At 63.9% G+C, this 17,933-nt stretch carries 16 protein-coding genes and 1 pseudogene; 6 read left to right on the forward strand and 11 right to left on the reverse strand.

The genetic code is table 11. The features are described from left to right. The 3 genes and pseudogenes from ACQ4WS_RS01940 to ACQ4WS_RS01950 all read left to right on the forward strand — a co-directional run. Positions 1–201: pseudogene (locus tag ACQ4WS_RS01940) on the forward strand (IS1595 family transposase); the annotation flags it as partial. Positions 202–346: 145 nt separating this feature from the next. After that, positions 347–1,036, forward strand: coding sequence for a response regulator transcription factor (locus ACQ4WS_RS01945; RefSeq protein WP_436473175.1), 690 nt, complete (start codon positions 347–349; stop codon positions 1,034–1,036). Positions 1,037–1,038: 2 nt separating this feature from the next. After that, positions 1,039–2,517 carry a sensor histidine kinase gene (locus ACQ4WS_RS01950; protein ID WP_436473177.1) on the forward strand — a complete coding sequence of 493 codons (1,479 nt, stop codon included), beginning with the start codon at positions 1,039–1,041 and terminating at the stop codon, positions 2,515–2,517. A gap of 47 nt (positions 2,518–2,564) precedes the next feature. Here ACQ4WS_RS01950 and ACQ4WS_RS01955 read toward each other — a convergent pair whose 3' ends face one another. The 5 genes from ACQ4WS_RS01955 to ACQ4WS_RS01975 all read right to left on the reverse strand — a co-directional run bounded on the left by ACQ4WS_RS01955 (position 2,565) and on the right by ACQ4WS_RS01975 (position 6,058). After that, positions 2,565–2,906: a FlxA-like family protein gene (locus ACQ4WS_RS01955; protein ID WP_436473179.1), complete on the reverse strand. Its 342-nt coding sequence runs from the start codon at positions 2,904–2,906 to the stop codon at positions 2,565–2,567. A gap of 111 nt (positions 2,907–3,017) precedes the next feature. Continuing rightward, positions 3,018–3,587, reverse strand: a complete 570-nt coding sequence (gene dcd, locus ACQ4WS_RS01960) for a dCTP deaminase (RefSeq protein WP_035819543.1) — start codon at positions 3,585–3,587, stop codon at positions 3,018–3,020. A 133-nt stretch (positions 3,588–3,720) separates the two neighbouring features. Then, positions 3,721–4,521 carry an alpha/beta fold hydrolase gene (locus ACQ4WS_RS01965; protein WP_436473181.1) on the reverse strand — a complete coding sequence of 267 codons (801 nt, stop codon included), beginning with the start codon at positions 4,519–4,521 and terminating at the stop codon, positions 3,721–3,723. A gap of 58 nt (positions 4,522–4,579) precedes the next feature. Then, positions 4,580–5,275 carry an HAD family hydrolase gene (locus ACQ4WS_RS01970; RefSeq protein WP_436473183.1) on the reverse strand — a complete coding sequence of 232 codons (696 nt, stop codon included), beginning with the start codon at positions 5,273–5,275 and terminating at the stop codon, positions 4,580–4,582. A 21-nt stretch (positions 5,276–5,296) separates the two neighbouring features. Then, positions 5,297–6,058, reverse strand: a complete 762-nt coding sequence (locus ACQ4WS_RS01975) for a sulfite exporter TauE/SafE family protein (RefSeq protein WP_034756294.1) — start codon at positions 6,056–6,058, stop codon at positions 5,297–5,299. Between the two features lie 150 nt (positions 6,059–6,208). On the opposite strand from ACQ4WS_RS01975, the gene ACQ4WS_RS01980 reads away from it, so the two are divergent. Further along, a complete protein-coding gene (locus ACQ4WS_RS01980) occupies positions 6,209–7,132 on the forward strand; it encodes a LysR family transcriptional regulator (RefSeq protein WP_436473185.1) in 924 nt (307 codons plus the stop codon). Between the two features lie 115 nt (positions 7,133–7,247). Here ACQ4WS_RS01980 and ACQ4WS_RS01985 read toward each other — a convergent pair whose 3' ends face one another. After that, positions 7,248–9,665 carry a DNA internalization-related competence protein ComEC/Rec2 gene (locus tag ACQ4WS_RS01985; RefSeq protein ID WP_436473187.1) on the reverse strand — a complete coding sequence of 806 codons (2,418 nt, stop codon included), beginning with the start codon at positions 9,663–9,665 and terminating at the stop codon, positions 7,248–7,250. A gap of 259 nt (positions 9,666–9,924) precedes the next feature. Here ACQ4WS_RS01985 and ACQ4WS_RS01990 point away from each other — a divergent pair, with 259 nt between their 5' ends. Both ACQ4WS_RS01990 and ACQ4WS_RS01995 read left to right on the forward strand, forming a co-directional pair. Continuing rightward, entirely contained in the window at positions 9,925–10,479 is a 555-nt protein-coding gene (locus tag ACQ4WS_RS01990; protein ID WP_436473188.1) for a hypothetical protein, read from the forward strand. Beyond that, the gene (locus ACQ4WS_RS01995) at positions 10,476–12,461 is read left to right on the forward strand and encodes a helicase-related protein (RefSeq protein WP_436473190.1); all 1,986 of its coding nucleotides are present in this window, start codon (positions 10,476–10,478) and stop codon (positions 12,459–12,461) included. Before ACQ4WS_RS01990 ends, ACQ4WS_RS01995 begins: the two co-directional genes overlap by 4 nt. A 37-nt stretch (positions 12,462–12,498) precedes the next feature. Here the strand turns inward: ACQ4WS_RS01995 and ACQ4WS_RS02000 are convergent, their stop codons facing one another. From ACQ4WS_RS02000 to ACQ4WS_RS02020, 5 genes are all read right to left on the reverse strand, one after another. Then, positions 12,499–13,737 carry a PQQ-dependent sugar dehydrogenase gene (locus ACQ4WS_RS02000; protein ID WP_436473192.1) on the reverse strand — a complete coding sequence of 413 codons (1,239 nt, stop codon included), beginning with the start codon at positions 13,735–13,737 and terminating at the stop codon, positions 12,499–12,501. Beyond that, positions 13,734–14,540 carry a TatD family hydrolase gene (locus ACQ4WS_RS02005; RefSeq protein WP_436473194.1) on the reverse strand — a complete coding sequence of 269 codons (807 nt, stop codon included), beginning with the start codon at positions 14,538–14,540 and terminating at the stop codon, positions 13,734–13,736. The genes ACQ4WS_RS02000 and ACQ4WS_RS02005 overlap by 4 nt, the downstream gene beginning before the upstream one ends. A 9-nt stretch (positions 14,541–14,549) precedes the next feature. Next, positions 14,550–15,275, reverse strand: a complete 726-nt coding sequence (lolD, locus tag ACQ4WS_RS02010; protein WP_436473196.1) for a lipoprotein-releasing ABC transporter ATP-binding protein LolD — start codon at positions 15,273–15,275, stop codon at positions 14,550–14,552. Positions 15,276–15,291: 16 nt separating this feature from the next. Then, positions 15,292–16,557 carry a lipoprotein-releasing ABC transporter permease subunit gene (locus tag ACQ4WS_RS02015; RefSeq protein ID WP_436473197.1) on the reverse strand — a complete coding sequence of 422 codons (1,266 nt, stop codon included), beginning with the start codon at positions 16,555–16,557 and terminating at the stop codon, positions 15,292–15,294. Positions 16,558–16,622: 65 nt separating this feature from the next. After that, positions 16,623–17,900, reverse strand: a complete 1,278-nt coding sequence (locus ACQ4WS_RS02020) for a lipoprotein-releasing ABC transporter permease subunit (RefSeq protein ID WP_436473199.1) — start codon at positions 17,898–17,900, stop codon at positions 16,623–16,625. Positions 17,901–17,933: the final 33 nt, after the last annotated feature.

Consider the following 17,933-nt stretch of genomic DNA (forward strand, 5'->3'; position numbering starts at 1 on the left):
CGGGGTGCCACTCACGTACAGAACGTCAACGCCTATCACAGCCGCTTGCGCGAATGGCTGCGCCCCTTTCACGGCGTGGCGACGCGCTACCTACCGAACTACCTGGGATGGCGCTGGATACTCGACGCCAGGCGCATCCGTTCACCAGAAACGTTATTGAAAGCAGCGCTGGGAGCATTCCCACACTTGACGGTGACATAGCCTAAAACAACCTCAGGGCCCCGTAAAAGCGGGTAAAGGAAGGTGCACAAATGTAAGCGGACGCATGTAAAAGCGGGTAAAACCACCGTGAACACCCCCCTTTGACTGCTATCATCGGGCGATATTCACCCGAAAAAGCACAGGCATGAGCAAGGTTTTGTTAATCGATGACGACGTGGAACTGGTCGGCATGTTCCAGGAATACCTGACGCAGGAAGGTTTTGAGGCCCGCGCCGTGCATGACGGCGAAAGCGGCGCGGCCGAAGCACTGACGGGCCTGTATGCCATCGCCATCCTCGACGTCATGATGCCGCGTATGAATGGCCTGGAAACCCTGCGCCGCATCCGCGCCGGCAGCAGCCTGCCCATCTTGATGCTGACGGCGCGCGGCGACGATACGGACCGCATCGTGGGGCTGGAGCTGGGCGCCGACGATTACGTGACCAAGCCGTGCACGCCGCGCGAGCTGACGGCGCGCATCCGCGCCATCCTGCGCCGTGCGCAAGCCGTGCCGCACGATACCTCAGGCCTGGCGCCGCTGACCGTGGGCCAATTGACGATGTGGCCCGAGCAGCGCCGCGCCGCCTGGGCCGGCGCGCACCTGGAGCTGACGAGCACGGAATTCAACCTGCTGGAAGTGCTGGTACGCCATGCGGGCAAGCCCGTCAGCAAGAATCAATTGTCGGAACTTGGCCTCGGACGACCCATGGCCCGCTTCGACCGCAATATCGACGTGCACTTGAGCAGCCTGCGCCGTAAACTCGGCAGCCTGGCCGATGGCCGCTCCTGCCTGCAAACCGTGTACCGTCTCGGCTACCAGTTGATCAAGGAGTAAGCGTGGGCCGCCTGTTCTGGAAGTTTTTTCTGTGCATCATGCTGGCGCAAGTGACGGCCACCATCGGCATCGGCGGCACCTTCTGGCTGAAAAACCGGGCCGCGCAGCAGGAGCGAGCCCTCGACATCGACACCAGTCCGCCAGCGCAAATGATCATCGAGGCCGCCAGCGCCACCCTGGAAGCGGGCGGCAGCAGGGCCTTGCGGCAATTCCTGGGCAAGCTCGAACGCATGCGCGTGTTTGCCGTCGATACCCAAGGACAAGAACTGATGGGCCGCACGGTGCATCCCGCCATGCTGGCCAAGGCGCGCGCCATGCTGGAGCAAAGCCAGCCCCATCCCGTGGTGCGCGAAGCGGCCGGCAGCGACAGCCAGCGCTACCTGCTGTTCCTGCCCTCGTCCGAACGCTTCCGCAATGCCGAGGCGGGCGCCGCGCGCGACACGCTCAATGCCGTCGCCATGAGCGGCCCGCGCACCATGGGACCCGCTCCACGGCCCAGCGCAGCGGGCGCCCCGCCGCCCCGCGGCGAATTCGGCCGCGGCATGCCGCCCGGCCCGCGCATGGACAGCCCCTACCGCACCTTCATTCCCCTGGCCGCCGCCATCGCCGCCAGCCTGCTGTTCTCGTTCTTGCTGGCCTGGTATTTTGCGCGTCCCATCCGCGACCTGCGGCAAGCGTTCGAGGCCGCTTCGCACGGCAACCTGGCACCGCGCTTTCACGCCAGCGGCAAGCGCGGCGACGAGTTGACGGACCTGGGCCGCGATTTCGACCGCATGACGGGCCGCTTGCGCAATCTCATGGAGAGCCAGACGCGCTTGCTGCATGATGTGTCGCACGAGTTGCGCTCGCCGCTGGCGCGCTTGCAGGCTGCCATCGGCCTGGCGCATCAGCAGCCGGAAAAGATGGCCGCCTCGATGCAGCGCATCGAACGCGAAAGCGAACGCATGGATAAACTGATCGGTGAACTGCTGACCTTGTCACGGCTGGAAGCGGGCGCAGGGCACACGCACAGCGAAGACGTCAGCATCGCCGACCTCGTGCACGACATCGTGGACGACGCCCGCTATGAAGCCAGGGCGCGCCTGCTGGGCATAGCCCTGACGGGCGATGCGACCACGGCCGACGCCAGCGTCACGGGCCAGCCAGAACTGCTGGCGCGCGCCGTGGAAAACGTGGTGCGCAATGCCGTCAAGCACAGTCCCGATGGCGGCACGGTGGACGTGGCGCTGTCGCGCCAGCATGACTGGCTGCGCATCGCCGTGCTGGACCGGGGACCCGGCGTGGCCGGCACCGACCTGGCCAACATCTTTCAACCGTTCTTCCGCGCCAGCAATACCCAGCACAGCACGGACGGCCATGGCCTGGGCCTGGCCATCGCCCAGCACGTCATCAACGCCCATGGTGGCCGCATCGGGGCCAGCTTGCGCAGCGGCGGCGGGCTGTGCGTGGAAATGTTGTTGCCCGTCAAAACGCCAGGCTGACCTGTCGGCGAGCCTGGCGTTTTTTACGCGCGGATGTGGATGTGTTGCTACGCCTGCGTATCGATGATGCTGCCCAGGGTCGACAAGGTGGCTTTAGCTGGACTGGCCGCCGTATCGGCGCTGCTGGCCGTCTGAGTCTCTTGTTGCGCCGACTTCTGCGCAGCGGCCGCTTGTAACTGGGCAATTTGCGCCTGCAAGGCCTGGATTTGCTGCGCCAGCTGCTGCTGCAGCTTTTGCGACGCCTCCGTCTGCTCGCCCTTCTGCGATTCCGTCAACTGCTTTTGCGCCGCCGTGATCTGCTTTTGCAGCGCCGCGATTTGCGAACTGCTGCCCGCACTGGCGCTACTGGCCGCGCCAAATGTGCCGCCTGAACCGATTGCCGCTACCATGATGCCTCCTCAGTGTTCCGATACCAAGGTTAACGGCAAGCATGGGCGCGGGTCTAGTGCTGCGGGTGTAAAGGCAGGTAAAGACGGCTGGCGCGCCGCCTTTCACGCCAATCAGGTCTTGGGCAACGTCACGCCGACCTGGCCCTGATATTTGCCGCCGCGGTCCTTGTACGAGGTTTCGCACACTTCATCGGATTCGAAGAACAGCACTTGCGCCACGCCTTCGTTGGCGTAGATTTTCGCCGGCAACGGTGTCGTATTCGAAAACTCCAGGGTCACGAAACCTTCCCATTCCGGTTCGAACGGGGTGACGTTGACGATGATGCCGCAGCGTGCATACGTGCTCTTGCCCAGGCAAATCGTCAGCACATTGCGGGGAATACGGAAATATTCCACGGTACGGGCCAGCGCGAACGAGTTCGGCGGAATGATGCAATAGCCCTTGCCCGACACGTCGACGAAGTTATTCGCGTCAAAATCCTTCGGGTCGACGATGGTGGTGTTGATGTTGGTAAACAACTTGAACTCGTCGGCGCAACGGATGTCATAGCCATAGCTGGAGGTACCATAAGAAACGATGCGGTTGCCATCGCGTTCCTTGACCTGGCCCGGTTCGAACGGCTCGATCATGCCCGTTGTTTCCGCCATGCGGCGTATCCATTTATCGCTTTTAATCGTCATCGCAGGGGGTTCTTTCTAGAATATCGGAATGGCTGGAGCCGCACGCCTGCTGCAGGCGCGGCCCGGATGGCAGGATTTTACGCGAAAATCCGCCGCTGTTGGCACCCATCCCCTGAAAATCCTTGGCGTCAGGCTATTGTTTCGCCAGCAATGCAGTGATCATCTCGCGCACCACTTGCGCCGTCAGTACCGGGTTTTCCATGGGAAACAGATGCCCGCCCGGCACCTGGCGGAAAAACTTGCCAACCAGCTTGCGCGTGGCCTTCAAACCCGCCTGGCGGCATTCCACCGATTCAGTGCCGCCGATAAAACCGATGGGCACGGGTAAGCCATCCTTGACGAGGCTGCCGATATGATGCGGCAAGCTGCGATAAACATCCGTTTCCACTTCGCGCGTAAAGCGCAGCTGCACCCCTTCCGGATGGGGAACCAGGCCACTGTCTATATAGTCGCGCAACACGTGCGGCGCCCAGATGGCGAACATGTCCTTGGCCGCGAAGTGTGCATACGCGGCTTGCGCGTCGGGCCATAGCTTGCGCCGCCGGGCGGAAAACCGCGAAGGAGAAAACCGTTCACCCAGCGCCGTATTGCGCGCCAGACGCACCAGCAAGGCGCGCCAGCCCGCCACCACGGGCGAATCGAGCAAGACGACGCAGCGCACCAGATCGGGCCGCTGCTTGGCCACCATCACGCTGAGCATGCCGCCCAGCGAATGGCCAACGAGAATCACGGGCGCGCTGTAGCGGCGCTCGAGCTCGTCAATATACTCGCGCACCAGCTCGGGCCAGCCCGTGCTGACGGGGTACGCGGGGTCGTGCGCATGCATGTCGAGCGCCTGCACGCTGTAGTGCTGACTCAGCAAGGCGAACAGCTTGCGGTAGGTGCCTGCAGGATAGCTGTTGGCATGGGCAAAGTGCAGTTGCGGGAGTGTCATCGTGGGATGGTGCCGGTGAATGCGATAGGCAATTGTAATGGCATGCCGGCAAGGCGTATCAGAGGAAGGCCTCTAATTTCCGGGGTGCCAGCGCCATGCCGGGCACGAACGAAGCCAGTACCTCGCCCAGCTCGGCCATCGATTCCACCACGCAAAAGGCGTCGTCAAACGCGTGATGCCGGTTCATGTGATTGCGCACAATGATGCATTCCAGTCCTGCAGCGTTAGCGGCGCGCAAGCCGCGCGGCGAGTCTTCCACGGCCACGCAGTCGGCAGCGGCCAGGCCCAGGCGCTGCAAGCCCAGCTGGTAGCCGTCGGGCGCTGGCTTGCTTTCCCCATACATTTCACGCGTCAGCACGAAGTCGAAGTGCGGCAACAAGCCCGTGGCCGCATGGCTGATCTGGAAATGCTGTGCGTAGGCGCTCGTCACCACACCCATCGCCACGTGCGGGCGCAGCGCCGCCAGCACTTGCCCGATGCCGGGCATGGCCAGCTGGCGCGCCTGGCGCAAGCGTTGCGCAAACAGCACGGTACGCTCGGCGCGCAGGCGCTCTACCAGCTCGATGGCGTGGCCCTGCCCCAGCAGCACATGCCAGGCGCCGTAGTTATTGTCCAGGAACCAGTCAAAGAATTGCTTCGGCGTCAGGTCTATGCCGTAAGGCAAGAGCAAGTCACGGTTGCTTTCATAAAACAGCTGCTCGGTGTTGACCAGCACGCCATCGTTGTCCCACAGCACGCCCTGGATGGTTTTCATGGCTTGTTGTCGTTTGAAAGCTTACTTGAAGAAGATGTCGTAGGACAACTTGACGATCAGCAGCACCAACAGCACGAGGAAGAGGATACGCACGAAGGCGGCCCCGCGCCGCACGGCGATCCAGGTGCCCGTCAGGGCGCCCAGGATATTGCACACGGCCATCGGTGCAGCCACGGCATAGACCACGTGGCCGGCAGGAATGAAGAAAGCCAGCGCGGCCACGTTGGTGGCGATATTCACCAGTTTCGAGCAAGCCGAGGCAAGGATGAAATCGAAGCCGAAGACGCGGATGAAGAGGAAAATCAGGAAACTGCCCGTGCCTGGCCCGAACAGGCCGTCATAAAAGCCGATGGCGCCGCCGATGACGATGGCCAGGATACGTTCGCGCGGCCCGATGGGGCGCGCTTCGCGCGTCGTGCCAAAATCCTTCTTGATGAAGGTGTAGATGGCCATGATGATGATCAATACCAGCACCATCGGGCGCACCACCTGCTGCGGCACATACGACACGGCGGCCGCGCCGATAAACGACATGACGAAGGCGCTGGCCACGGCCGGCAGCACCAGCAGCCACGGGATGTGTACCTTGCCGACAAACGAGCGGGCGGCAAACGTGGTGCCGCAGGCGGACGCCAGTTTATTCGTTCCCAGCAAGGATGTGGAAGCCATGTTCGGCATCAGGTTGAACAGGGCCGGCAGCTGGATCAGCCCGCCCCCGCCCACGGCGGCATCGATCAGGCCGGCAAAGAAGGCAAATAAACACAGCAGCGAGATGGTCAGCATGATAGGCAATGAGGAATTGGCGATAGCGGCAGTATAGGCGCCGTGGATTTTTCCGGATGCAACTTCATATTGCGGAAAACGCAATCAGGCGTAACGCTTGACGGAATGCGCCCCGTGCGGTCTACTGGCCTCTTTTGCCGGAGTCACGCGATGTCGATGAAACTGATGTGGGAAATTCGCGCCTTTTGCAGCGTGGTCGAAAAGCGCAGTTTCATCCACGCGGCGCGCATGCTGGGACGCTCGCCGTCGGCCGTCACGCGCGCCATCCAGTTCCTCGAAGACGCCATCGGCGCCGAGCTGATCCTGCGCACGCAAAAGCAGTTCACCCTGACCACGGCCGGCGAAACGTATTATGCGTCGGCCAAGCACTTGCTGGAAACGCAGGCCGAGGCGGAAGACCAATTGGCGGAATTGAGCAACTCTCCGCAAGGCTGGGTACGCCTCTCGGCGCCGGAAATCCTCTCGCTGGGATTCTTGCCGAAGGTGGTGGCGCAATTTTCGCGCGACTACCCGAACGTCTCCGTGGACATCCATTTCTCGGACAAATCGATCGACCCCATCCAGGAAAAGCTGGACTTTGCCATCCGCGGCGCCTTCCCCCAGTCGAGCGAGCTGATCGGCTATCCCCTGTGGAATTACCGCCGCTACATGTACGCTTCGCCCGGCTATATAGAACGCATGGGCGCGCCGGACGAACCGGAAGAGCTGGCCGGCCACGACATCATCATGCACTCGGCCCCGCGCATCCTGCGCGACTGGCATTTCGTTTCTGCTACGCGCAACGTGCGCTACCAGGTGCAACCGCGTTTCCGCTTCACTTCCGGCATAGCCACTTTCCAGGCGGCGCTGGAAGGCGCGGGCATTGTGCGCCTGGCCAGCTGGCTGGCGGAGCCTGCCGTCGCCGCCGGCACCTTGCGCCGGGTCTGCACGGCGTACCGGCTGACGTCATCGAAAGAGCTCGATCCCAGCATCCATGCCGTGTATGGCACCTCGCGCATGGCCAAGGGGGCGCGGCTGTTTCTCGAGTATGTGCGGCAGCGAGGACTGGAGATACCCGATGAACGCGTAATTTAGCGACTATTGCGCCACGATAGCATCGCCATACACGGCGAACCATGCGCATGAACAAGCCCGGCTGGGATGACTCACTCCGGACTCTTCCGACGATCATTTCCCGAGCCTGGCAGCGCTAGCGCCCATGCCAGTAGCGCGGCCGACTTGCCCGATACTGCGTCACGCCGATACCGTCGCCAAACGCCAGCACCACCGCCCCTTCCACATCCGTGCGCAGCCGCGCAATGCCCATCTCGCCATAGCGCGCATACACCTGCGCCTTCGGATGCTTATAGCGATTCCTGTGCCCCACCTGAAAAATCGCCAGGGTCGGATGGACGGCGCTTAAAAACGCTGGCGTGGACGAGGTGCCGCTCCCATGATGCGGTGCCAGCAGCACGTCGGCCGCCAGTTCGCCTTCGGCGGAACGCGCCAGCAGTTGCGCTTCCTGCGCCGCTTCGATATCGCCGGCCAGCAATATCGAGTGCTTGCCTGCCGTGATTTTCACGGTGCAACTGCGGGCGTTCGGCTTCAGGGCAATGTCCGTGTGGCTGGCGGGCAAAGGATGCAGCATGGCGAAATGCACGCCTTCCCACGTCCAACTCTGGCCCGCCATGCAGTGCACATACGGGCGGCGGGCTTGCCGCCGGGCCTCGATGGCCGGGTGGCCGTCGAACAGCGACGATGCCAGCCAGCCTAGGTCTATATTTTCCAGCAAGGACATGGCGCCACCCGCGTGATCGAGGTCGCTGTGGGAAATGATCACGCCGTCGAGCTTGGCGATGCCGCGCGCACGCAAATACGGCACGATGACCCTGCTGGCACCATCGGAATCGAGGCTGTAGGCAGGCCCCGTGTCGTACAGCAGGCGGTGGCCGTGGGTTTCCACCAGCACGGCCATGCCTTGTCCCACATCAAAGGCCGTCACCCACATGCCACCCGGCGGCGGGTTGGACGGCAAGGCCGTCAGCAGGGGCAGCCAGCCCAGCATACCGGCCCAGCGATGCGGCCATCCCCGTGGCGCCAGCAGCCATGCCGTGCCAAACAATGCCCAGCAAAAGCTCCACCACGGCGGCGTGGGCGCCGTCCACACGGCAAAGCGGCGCGCGCCCAGCCATTCCAGCACCTGCGCCAGCATCTGCACGATGACGTGCGCCAGCAACAGCAACCCGTCAGACAGGGGCGCAGGCAGCAGGCTGCCGGCCAAGGACAAGGGCGTGACGACCAGGCTGATGACGGGAATGGCCAGCGCGTTGGCCACGGGGCTGACCAATGAGACTTGCGAGAACAGCAGCATCGTCAACGGCACCAGCCCCACCGTCACCACGTATTGCGTGTGGGCGCCCAGCGCCACTGCCGCGCGCAAGCGGCGCCAGCCCTGCAGCGGCATGGGCGCCGTGGTGCGCCCTGCCGTCGCATACAGTATGGTGGCGACGGCACCGAACGACAGCCAGAAACCAGGCCACAGCACGGCCCACGGGTCGAGCAGCACGACCACGCCCAGCGCCAGGCACAGGATATGCACGATGCTGGTGATGCGCCCCAGCCACAGGGCCAGCGCCACTACCAGCAACATATACAAGGTGCGCTGCGCGGGCACGCCAAAGCCGGCCAGCAGCACGTACAGGAACGCGGCCAGCGCACCGGCCAGCGCCGCCACCTTTTGCGCCGGCAGCCGCAAGGGCAGTTGCCACTCCGTGAAAACCGAGCGCCGCCACAGCGCGCCCACGCCCAGGGCGAACAGGCCCGCGATCATGGTGATATGCAAGCCAGAAATCGAAATCAGATGGCTCACGCCCGTGCGATTGAACACTTGCCAGTCCGATTGGGCAATGGCGCGCTGGTCGCCCACCACCAGCGCCACGATCACGCCCGCATACTGCTTGCCTTCCAGGCTGCGCAGTATGCGGGCGCGCAGGGCCGCTCGACTGGCCTCCACCACGTTACCGAAACGGGGCACGAAGGCAGCCATGCGCACATTCGGCGTATCGGCGCGCGGCTGTGGCCGCACATAGCCGGTGGCCCGCACGCCCTGCTCCAGCAGCCACGCCTCGTAGTCAAAACCCATGGGATTCGCATTGCCGTGCGGACGCTGCAAGCGCACCGTCAGGCGCCAGCGCTGGCCCGGCTGCACGTCGCCCACCTCGTTCGTCACTGCATCACGAAAACCCGCGTACCAGGACAGGGCGATCAAGGGAGGCACCTTCGCGCCAACCGCCTTTTCCACGGCAAAATTGAAGCGCACGCCCTGCTCGAAACGGTACGGCAGGCTGGCGATGGTGCCCGTGACGATAATGTCCTGCCCTTCATCGGCCAGCGCCAGTTGCGGCACCATGGCGGCGTGGGCCAGCCAGGCGGCCCAGTAAAAGCCCAGTCCCACGCCGGCGGCAAGCGCCACAACACAGCGCCAGCGCGCATGACGGCGCAGCGCCAGACTAGCCGTCAACCCTGCGCCAGCGATCACCCACAGCAGCACGCCGGCATGCGGCGGCAAGCTTGCCTGCGTTTGCAACCAGGCGGCGCCAGCGGCAAAGCCGAGTATCAGGGTGCGCATGGGAAGGCAGGATCAAGGCAAAATCCGCTCGCTGCGAAAGGGACTCAGGTACTGTGCCCCTTTCCCACTACTTGCCGTCTGATCTGGCGCAATGGTGGCATGGATAAAAACGCTCAGGCACGCCATCCGTCGCCACCGCTGGTGAAACGTTCTCCGTGCCAAGATGGCCATCCGGCGCCAAGGCGCCACGACTTAGCGAATCTTGCATGCCCCGACTGACTGCGGCCGAAACCTACTGCAAGACTTTCATCAAAGGCAAGTGGGCGTCACCAGCGCCGCGTTTGCGCATCTGCCAGCCAGTTCCGCCGCCGGCAGCTGGACCTCGTCCTACGAGGTGCTGACCAGCCTGGTACCGGCCGTGGACAGGCCATTAACCGTGCTGGACCTGGCCTGCGGCGATGGCCATCTGCTGGGCTTGCTGGCTGCCAGGCGACAGCCCCGGTTGCAACTGCTCGGCGTCGACATGAACCAGGCTGAACTGCCGCCGCTGCGCTTCGGCGACCGGCGCACAGGTTCCCAAGCCGGTTGGCGCGAGCTGCTCGATGGCGCTTTCACCCATGTCGCCTTTGACGACATCGACGTACCCTGGTCACCCGCGCCCGACGAACTGTGGGCCGCCCTGACCGACACCTACGATATCGACCGCCTGGAAGATGACGCCAGGCAGCGATGGCAAGATCGCCACCGGCTGGGGCCTGCGCCTGGTGCGGGCGCACGCCGCCTGAATGTGCAAGCACCGAGGCCTGTCAGCACCGGCCACCGCCATCGACGGTATAATCGGCCTCGCTTACTTCAACACCCAGGCACGACATGACTTCCTCCGCACTTCCTCCCGATACTTCCACCGACATTTCCGACAGCAGCGAAGACAATAACGACGCCACCCTGGTCGCGGAACTGGGGGAACTGGCCGAGCATATCCGCCTCGTCAAGATGGAAGGCCGCGTCTTCGTGCGCTTTTCCGGCACGGTCAAGGCCGGGCACCTGGTGGTGCCGTATGCGCTGGTGCCCGCACAGGGCGTGCTGGCGCGGCCGGCCAAGTGGCGCAAGATGGACCGCGAGGCCAAACTGGCCCTGGTGCGCGAACGTGCCAGCGCGGCCGTCTTCGAGGACCTGCGCCAGCACGTGATCGATTTCGTCGCCGATATCGCGGGCCTGAGCGAAGACGTGGACACGGACCCGATGGTCTTCCTGCATACCCTGGCCGACATGCAGACGTCGGAGCCGGCCGGCATGGTCTTCGACCGCATCCGCCAGCGCTTCAATCACGCCATCGAACGCCAGCAGGAAGAGCAGCACGCGGCACGCACGCGCCAGAGCATCAACCTGGCCGAGTATCCGGCCTCGTTTGAAATGGCGCGCCGCCTGCCGCGCCGCTTCATCGCCCTGCTGGGCCCCACCAATTCCGGCAAGACGCACCGCGCCATGGAAGCCTTGGTGAAGGCAAAGAGTGGCATTTACCTCGCGCCCCTGCGCTTGCTGGCCCTGGAAAACTACGAACGCCTGCAGGAAGCCGCGCCGCACGGCAAGCCGCTGGCCGTGAGCCTGATCACGGGCGAGGAGCGCAGGGTTGTCGACGGCGCCACGCACGTGGCCAGCACGGTGGAAATGCTGGACACGAAGACCGTCGTCGAAGTGGCTGTCATCGATGAAATCCAGATGCTGGCCGACCCTGACCGGGGCGCCGCGTGGACGGCCGCCGTCTGCGGCGCGCCCGCGCATACCGTGTATCTCGTGGGGGCGCCGGAAGCGCGGCGCGCCATCGAAGCGCTGGCCGAACGCCTGGACTGCCCGCTGGAAGTGCACGTACTCAAACGCATGGCGCCCCTGTCGATGGAGCCGAGCGCCGTGCGCAAGGTGCGCAATCTGCGCCGCGGCGACGCCGTCATCGCCTTTTCGCGCCGCGAAGTGCTGATGTGGCGCGACATGATCACGGAAACGGGGCTGTCGGTCGCCACTGTCTACGGCAACCTGTCGCCCGAAGTGCGGCGCGCGCAGGCGCAGCGCTTCCGCGATGGCACGGCCGATATCGTCGTCGGCACGGATGCGTTGGCGATGGGCCTGAACATGCCGATCGCGCGCATCGTCATGACCACCTGCGTCAAATACAATGGCCGCGAAGAGGAAGAGATTTCGGCCGCGCTGGCGCGCCAGATCGCCGGGCGCGCGGGCCGCTACGGCGTGCATGAAGAGGGACTCGTGGCCGGCTACGACAACGAGACGCATGAAGTGATGCGCGCCTTGCTGAAGGAAAAGCTGCACCCGCTGAACACCAGCGGCTTTGCCGTGGCGCCGTCGCTGGAACATCTGCACCGCATTTCGTCGGTGACGGGCGAGCTGTCGCTGTCAAAACTGCTGCGCCGCTTCATCCACAATATCGACGTGCCGGACGGCTTTTTCTTCCCCCGCATCACGGAAGACCAGAAGGAGCGCGCCGTCTGGCTCGACACCCTGCCCCTGTCCGTGGCCGACAAGTTCACCCTGTCGCTGGTGCCGATATCGAGCAAGGTGCCGTCCTTGCAAACGGCGTGGGAGCATTGGGCGAAGAATCTGTCGCAGGGAAAAACCAGCACCTTGCGCCAGCACGCGTATGGCGGTGGTACGCAGAATTTGCAGCAGGTGGAAGACACTTGCCGCTACTACTCGGCGTATGCCTGGCTCAGCTACCGCCTGCCCGAATTCTTTCCCGATATCGCCGTGGCGCAAAACCTGTCGCGCGATGCGTCGGAACGGGTCGACTCCATCCTGCGCGCGCACAATGCGGCTTCGCGCGGACGCTCGAAGAAGTTCAAATAAGCGTCAACTGAGTGGCCCGAAGTTCAAGCAATATGCGTTACGGCTTGGCCGCCGCATAATGCAATTTCAGCACCAGCCCATTATGGTCGTCAGCCATATAGATATCGCCATCCTGCCCCTGCTTGACATCGACGGGCGCGCCCCTGCCCTGCTTGCCCTTGCGCTCCCAGTTGCTGATCAAGTCGACAGACTTGCCCAGCGGCGCACCGGCCTTGTCGGGCAGCAGGGCCACCAGGCGGTGGCCGTTGCTGCGGTAGCCGTGGTAGCCGATGATCAGGCTATTCTTGTACAGATCAGGGAAGCGGCTGGCCGTGTAAAAGGTCATGCCCAGCGGCGCGGCGTGGCCGGGCAGCAGGCGCTGCGGCGCCGCATATTGGGCGGAGCAAGCCGTCTTCGGATATTCGGGACTGGCCACATTGTCGTCGTAGCAGTACGGCCAGCCATAGTGCCGGTCGGCCTTGATCAAATTGAGTTCTTCGTGCGGCAAATTCTCGTCGCTTTTGAGTTGCGGCATGGCGGCCTGGATGGCGTCGCGCGCGTTTTCTGCCTGCCACAGCTCGCCCGTCACCGGATGGAAGGCCAGCGCCATCGAATTGCGCAAGCCGCGCGCATGCGTGCGCCAGCTCGTCACCGTGCCGGCCGGCCAGGCCATCGTGTATTCGCGGATGGCGCCTAGCGCGTCAAGGCCTTCCGCCGAAGGGCAAGCCTTGGCCGGGTCGGGCGCCTTGCCATCGTTCTCGCAATGGTCGGTGCTCGAGCCCACGTTCACATACAGGTCGCCCTTGGGGCTGAAGCGCATCGTCGTCAGCAGGTGCAAACCGAGGCCCGGCAGGCGCGGCGTTTTCGCTGTGCCGCCGATGATATCGGTGAGCGCGCGCGAGGGATCACGCAAGTCGAAACGGAAGATGCGTCCCACCTCGCCCACGTAGACCATGCCGTCCGGTCCCTGCACGATGCCGTTCGGGCGATCGAGCTTGTCGAGCAGCAGCTTGCGCTCGTAGCCGCCACCGGCCGCCTTGCGCTGCAACAGCCACAATTTCCCCTGCTTCGGCGCCCATCCCGCCATGTCCGTGACGAGGATGTCGCCATTCGTCAGCGGCAGCACGCCACGGGGGAATTTCAAACCGTCGGCCAGCACGGCCACGCAAAAGCCGGCCGGCGTGGTGACGTCGAGGCGCGGCAAGCCGTCGCACTGGGCGCCGGGCGCCGCCAGGGCGGGCGCCAACACGGTGGACATGCATGCAGCCAGGGCGCCGGCGATGATCTTCTTGTTCATGAGGGTGTTTCCATCAAAGGTAATCGGGGCAGCACGGTGCGTGCGTTGACGCTGGTCGCAGCCGTCACTTGCGCAATATCAAGGCCGCGCAATTCGGCCAGCACGGCGCCGATGCGCGGCAATGCTTCGGGACTGTTGCGGCCCGGGTGGATCCAGCTGGGGGAAATGTCGGGCGCGTCCGTCTCCAGCACGATGGACGCCAAAGGCAGGTCGGCGGCCAGGCGGCGTATCTGCAAGGCGCGCGTAAACGTCATGGCGCCGCCGAAACCGAGCTTGAAACCGAGATCGATAAAACCCTGCGCCTGCTGGAAGCTGCCGTTGAACGCATGCGCGATGCCGCCGTTCGGGCGAATCTGGCGCGCGTGCTTGAGGACGATATCCTGCGAGCGGCGCACGTGGGTCAGCACCGGCAAATCGAAGTCGCGGGCAATCTTCAGCTGTTCGCGCAGGAAGTGTTCCTGCCTGGCGCGCATGGCCGGTTCGCACAGCATGGGGAGGAAGAAATCGAGGCCGATTTCGCCGATGGCGACAAAGCGCGGGTCGTTCATGGCCAGCGCCACTGCCTCGCGCAGCGCGATCAAATCGTCGTCCGTGGCGTGCGGCACGTAGATCGGGTGGATGCCCAGCGCATAGCAGGCGTTGGGCGCCGCTGCCGCCAGATCGCGCACGATGGCGAAATTGGCCCGTTCGACGGCGGGGATGACGATCATGCTCACGCCCTGCTGCCGCGCGCGTGCCGCCACCTGCAGCGATTCGCTGCCGAATTCGTGCGCGTCGAGGTGGCAATGCGTGTCGATCCACATGGCGAACTCCTAATATTGGTACGGCTGCAGCCCTTCGTCCGTCAGGCGCAGCACGCGGTCGCAGCGCTTGGCCAGTTCGATATCGTGCGTGACGATGACGAAGGCCGTGCCCAGGGTGCGCGACAATTCCAGCATCAGGTCGAAAATCTGTTCGGCCGTGGCGTGATCGAGGTTGCCCGTCGGTTCATCGGCCAGCACGCAGGCCGGCTGCGTGACGAGGGCGCGGGCCAGGGCCACGCGCTGGCGTTCGCCGCCGGACAATTCGCCCGGCGTGTGGGTGACGCGCTTGGCCAGGTTCACGCGCGTGAGTATCTGCTGCGCCTGCTCGGTGGCGGGCGCGCGCTTCATGCGCCGTATCATCAAAGGCATGGCGACGTTGTCCAGTGCGGAAAACTCGGGCAGCAGGTGGTGGAACTGGTAGACGAAACCCAGGGAGGCATTGCGCAAGTCGCCGCGCGCCTTTTCGCTGAGGGTGGCGAAGTCCTTGCCCAGCAAGGTGACCTTGCCGCTGGTGGGCGTATCGAGACCGCCCAGCAAGTGCAGCAGGGTCGACTTGCCCGAGCCTGAAGCGCCGACGATGGCGACCCGCTCGCCGCGGTGGACGTCGATGTCGATACCGGCCAGCACCTGCACCTTGTAGGCGCCCTGCGTAAAAGTCTTGCCCAGGCCGCGGCAGGAAAGCACGGCAGAATCAGCGGAAGCGCCGTTGGAAGCGGGTTTATTCAGATCGGTCATGGTAGTCGTCAGTGGTTTATTCATAGCGCAGGGCTTCCGCAGGTTTGACGCGGGCAGCCCACCAGCTTGGGTACAGGGTCGCCAAAAAGGCAAGGATCACGGCCAGCACGCCGATCTTGGTGACGTCGGGCCAGCGCAGGTCGGACGGCACGGTGCTGATGAAATAGATATCCTTGGAGAGGAACTGCACCCCCAGCAAATGCTCGATGAATGGCACGATGACGTCGATGTTCATGGCCACCAGCACGCCGCCGCCCACGCCGAGGATCGTGCCGAGGATGCCCACCAGCGCGCCCTGGATCATGAATATCTTCATGATGGAGCGGGGCGAAGCGCCCAGCGTGCGCAAAATCGCGATATCGGCCTGCTTGTCCGTCACCGTCATCACCAGGGTCGAGACCAGGTTGAAGGCGGCCACCGCGATGATCAGGGTCAGGATGATGAACATCATGCGCTTTTCCGTCTGCACGGCGGCGAACCAGTTGGCGTTCAGCTTGGACCAGTCACGCAGCCACAGGTCGCCGGGCATGGTTTTTTTCAATTCTGCCGCCACTTGCGGCGCCTGGTTCATGTCGGCCAGGCGTAAACGCAGACCCGATGGACCGTCGAGGCGCAGCAAACGCTGGCCATCTTCGATATTGATGAAAGCCAGGCCCGCGTCGAATTCATTGTGGCCCGCCTGGAAGATGCCGCTGACGGTAAAGCTGCGCATGCGCGGCAGCACGCCGGCCGGCGTGACCTGACCTTGCGCCAGCATCAGGGTGACTTTTTCACCCAGGTTGACGCGCAAGGCGCGCGCCAGCTCGATGCCCAGCACGATATTGAAGGTGCCCGGCTGCAGCGCCTTGAAGCTGCCCATCCGCGTCTGGCCGGCCACGTCGGAGACGTTCGGCTCTTCCTCGGGCAGCACGCCGCGCACGATGGCCGGGCGCAGCGCATCGTCGCGCAGCAGCATGCCTTGCGTTTCCACGAACGGTGCCGCGCCTTTCACGGCCGGATTTTTGAACGCCTGCGCCGCCTCGGCGCGCCAGTCGGGCATGCTGCCGCTGTTGTCGAACACTTCCACGTGGGCCAGCACGGACAGCATGCGGTCCGTCACTTCCTTCTGGAAGCCGTTCATCACGGAAAGCACGACGATCAGCGCCGCCACGCCCAGGCCGATGCCGGCCATGGAAATGAGGGAGATGAAGGAGATAAAACTGTTACGGCCACTGCGCCTGCCGGCCCGCGTGTAGCGCAAGCCGACCAGCCATTCGAAGGGAATATTTTTTAACATGCTCATTGATTCGCTATTTCTAAGGGGTCAGACCCGCCGGGTCTGACCCCAGCAGTTTATTGAGCAGCCATTTACTCATAGCGCAACGCCTCGGCCGGCCTGACACGCGCGGCGCGCCAGCTCGGATAGATGGTCGCCACCAGCGCCAGGCCAAAGGCGATCAGACCGATCTGCGCCACGTCCAGCCAATGCACGTCCGACGGCACGGCGCTGATCTGGTAGATTTCCTTGGAGATGAAGTGCAGGCCAAAGATGCCTTCGATGAAAGGCACGATGACGCCCACGTTCAGCGCCAGCACGACGCCGCCGATCACGCCCAAAGCACTCCCCAGCAAACCCACCAGCGCGCCCTGGATCATGAAAATCTTCATGATGGAGAACGGCGAGGCGCCCAGGGTGCGCAAAATGGCGATATCGGCCTGCTTGTCGGTGACCGACATCACCAAAGTCGAGACGAGGTTGAAGGCCGCCACGGCGATGATCATGCTGAGGATGATGAACATCATGTTCTTCTGGCTTTGCACCAGCGCATACCAGCTGGCACTGGCGCGCGACCAGTCGCGCATCCACAGCTGGCCCGGCATCGACGCTTTGAGTTCGCGCGCCACCTGCGGCGCCTGGTTCATGTCATGCAGGCGCAAACGCAGGCCGGACGGGCCATCGAGCTGCAGCAGCTGCTCGGCGTCCTGCATGTTGACGAACGCCAGGCTGCCATCGAGTTCATTGTGGCCCGCCTCGAAGATGCCGGCCACCGTCAGCGCGCGCATGCGCGGCATCACGATGCCAGTGGCCGGGTCGCCCGCCCTCGGCTCGCGTTCCAGCATCAGGGTGACGTTCTGCCCCACTTTCACGTCGAGCGCCTTGGCCAGGTCGATGCCCAGCACGATGTTGTACGAGCCTGGCGTGAGATCCTTGAAACTGCCCTGCTTCATCTGGGAGGCCACGCTGGAGACGGTGGCTTCCTGCTGCGGCAGCACGCCGCGCACGACGGACGGGCGCATGGTTTCGTCGTTCAGCAGCATGCCCTGGGTTTCCACGAATGGCGACACGGCTTTGACTTGCGGATTGGCGTAGGCGGCGTGCTCCTGCGCCTGCCAATTCGGCATGGAGCCGCTGGTATCGAACACCTCGACGTGCGCCAGCACCGACATCAGGCGGTCGGTGACTTCCTTCTGGAAGCCGTTCATGACGGAGAGGACGACGATCAGGGCAGCCACGCCCAGGCCGATACCGGCCACGGAAATGAGGGAGATGAAGGAAATGAAGCTGTTGCGGCCACTGCGTTTCCCGGCGCGCGTATAGCGCACGCCGACCTGCCACTCAAAGGGAAATTGTTTGATGATGCTCATGCGCTCCCGCGACAACGATGATATGCGAGCGCG

It is taken from the genome of Janthinobacterium leeuwenhoeki (genome assembly GCF_051380795.1).
Classification (GTDB): domain Bacteria; phylum Pseudomonadota; class Gammaproteobacteria; order Burkholderiales; family Burkholderiaceae_D; genus Janthinobacterium.

Coding starts and splice junctions, on each gene's coding strand:
- ACQ4WS_RS01995 (WP_436473190.1), top strand. CDS start 10,476: ATGACTTCCTCCGCACTTCCTCCCGATACTTCCACCGACATTTCCGAC.
- ACQ4WS_RS01980 (WP_436473185.1), top strand. CDS start 6,209: ATGTCGATGAAACTGATGTGGGAAATTCGCGCCTTTTGCAGCGTGGTC.
- ACQ4WS_RS01970 (WP_436473183.1), bottom strand. CDS start 5,275: ATGAAAACCATCCAGGGCGTGCTGTGGGACAACGATGGCGTGCTGGTC.
- ACQ4WS_RS02015 (WP_436473197.1), bottom strand. CDS start 16,557: ATGAGCATGTTAAAAAATATTCCCTTCGAATGGCTGGTCGGCTTGCGC.
- ACQ4WS_RS01945 (WP_436473175.1), top strand. CDS start 347: ATGAGCAAGGTTTTGTTAATCGATGACGACGTGGAACTGGTCGGCATG.
- ACQ4WS_RS01975 (WP_034756294.1), bottom strand. CDS start 6,058: ATGCTGACCATCTCGCTGCTGTGTTTATTTGCCTTCTTTGCCGGCCTG.
- ACQ4WS_RS01955 (WP_436473179.1), bottom strand. CDS start 2,906: ATGGTAGCGGCAATCGGTTCAGGCGGCACATTTGGCGCGGCCAGTAGC.
- ACQ4WS_RS02020 (WP_436473199.1), bottom strand. CDS start 17,900: ATGAGCATCATCAAACAATTTCCCTTTGAGTGGCAGGTCGGCGTGCGC.
- ACQ4WS_RS02005 (WP_436473194.1), bottom strand. CDS start 14,540: ATGTGGATCGACACGCATTGCCACCTCGACGCGCACGAATTCGGCAGC.
- ACQ4WS_RS01965 (WP_436473181.1), bottom strand. CDS start 4,521: ATGACACTCCCGCAACTGCACTTTGCCCATGCCAACAGCTATCCTGCA.
- lolD (WP_436473196.1), bottom strand. CDS start 15,275: ATGACCGATCTGAATAAACCCGCTTCCAACGGCGCTTCCGCTGATTCT.
- dcd (WP_035819543.1), bottom strand. CDS start 3,587: ATGACGATTAAAAGCGATAAATGGATACGCCGCATGGCGGAAACAACG.
- ACQ4WS_RS01985 (WP_436473187.1), bottom strand. CDS start 9,665: ATGCGCACCCTGATACTCGGCTTTGCCGCTGGCGCCGCCTGGTTGCAA.
- ACQ4WS_RS02000 (WP_436473192.1), bottom strand. CDS start 13,737: ATGAACAAGAAGATCATCGCCGGCGCCCTGGCTGCATGCATGTCCACC.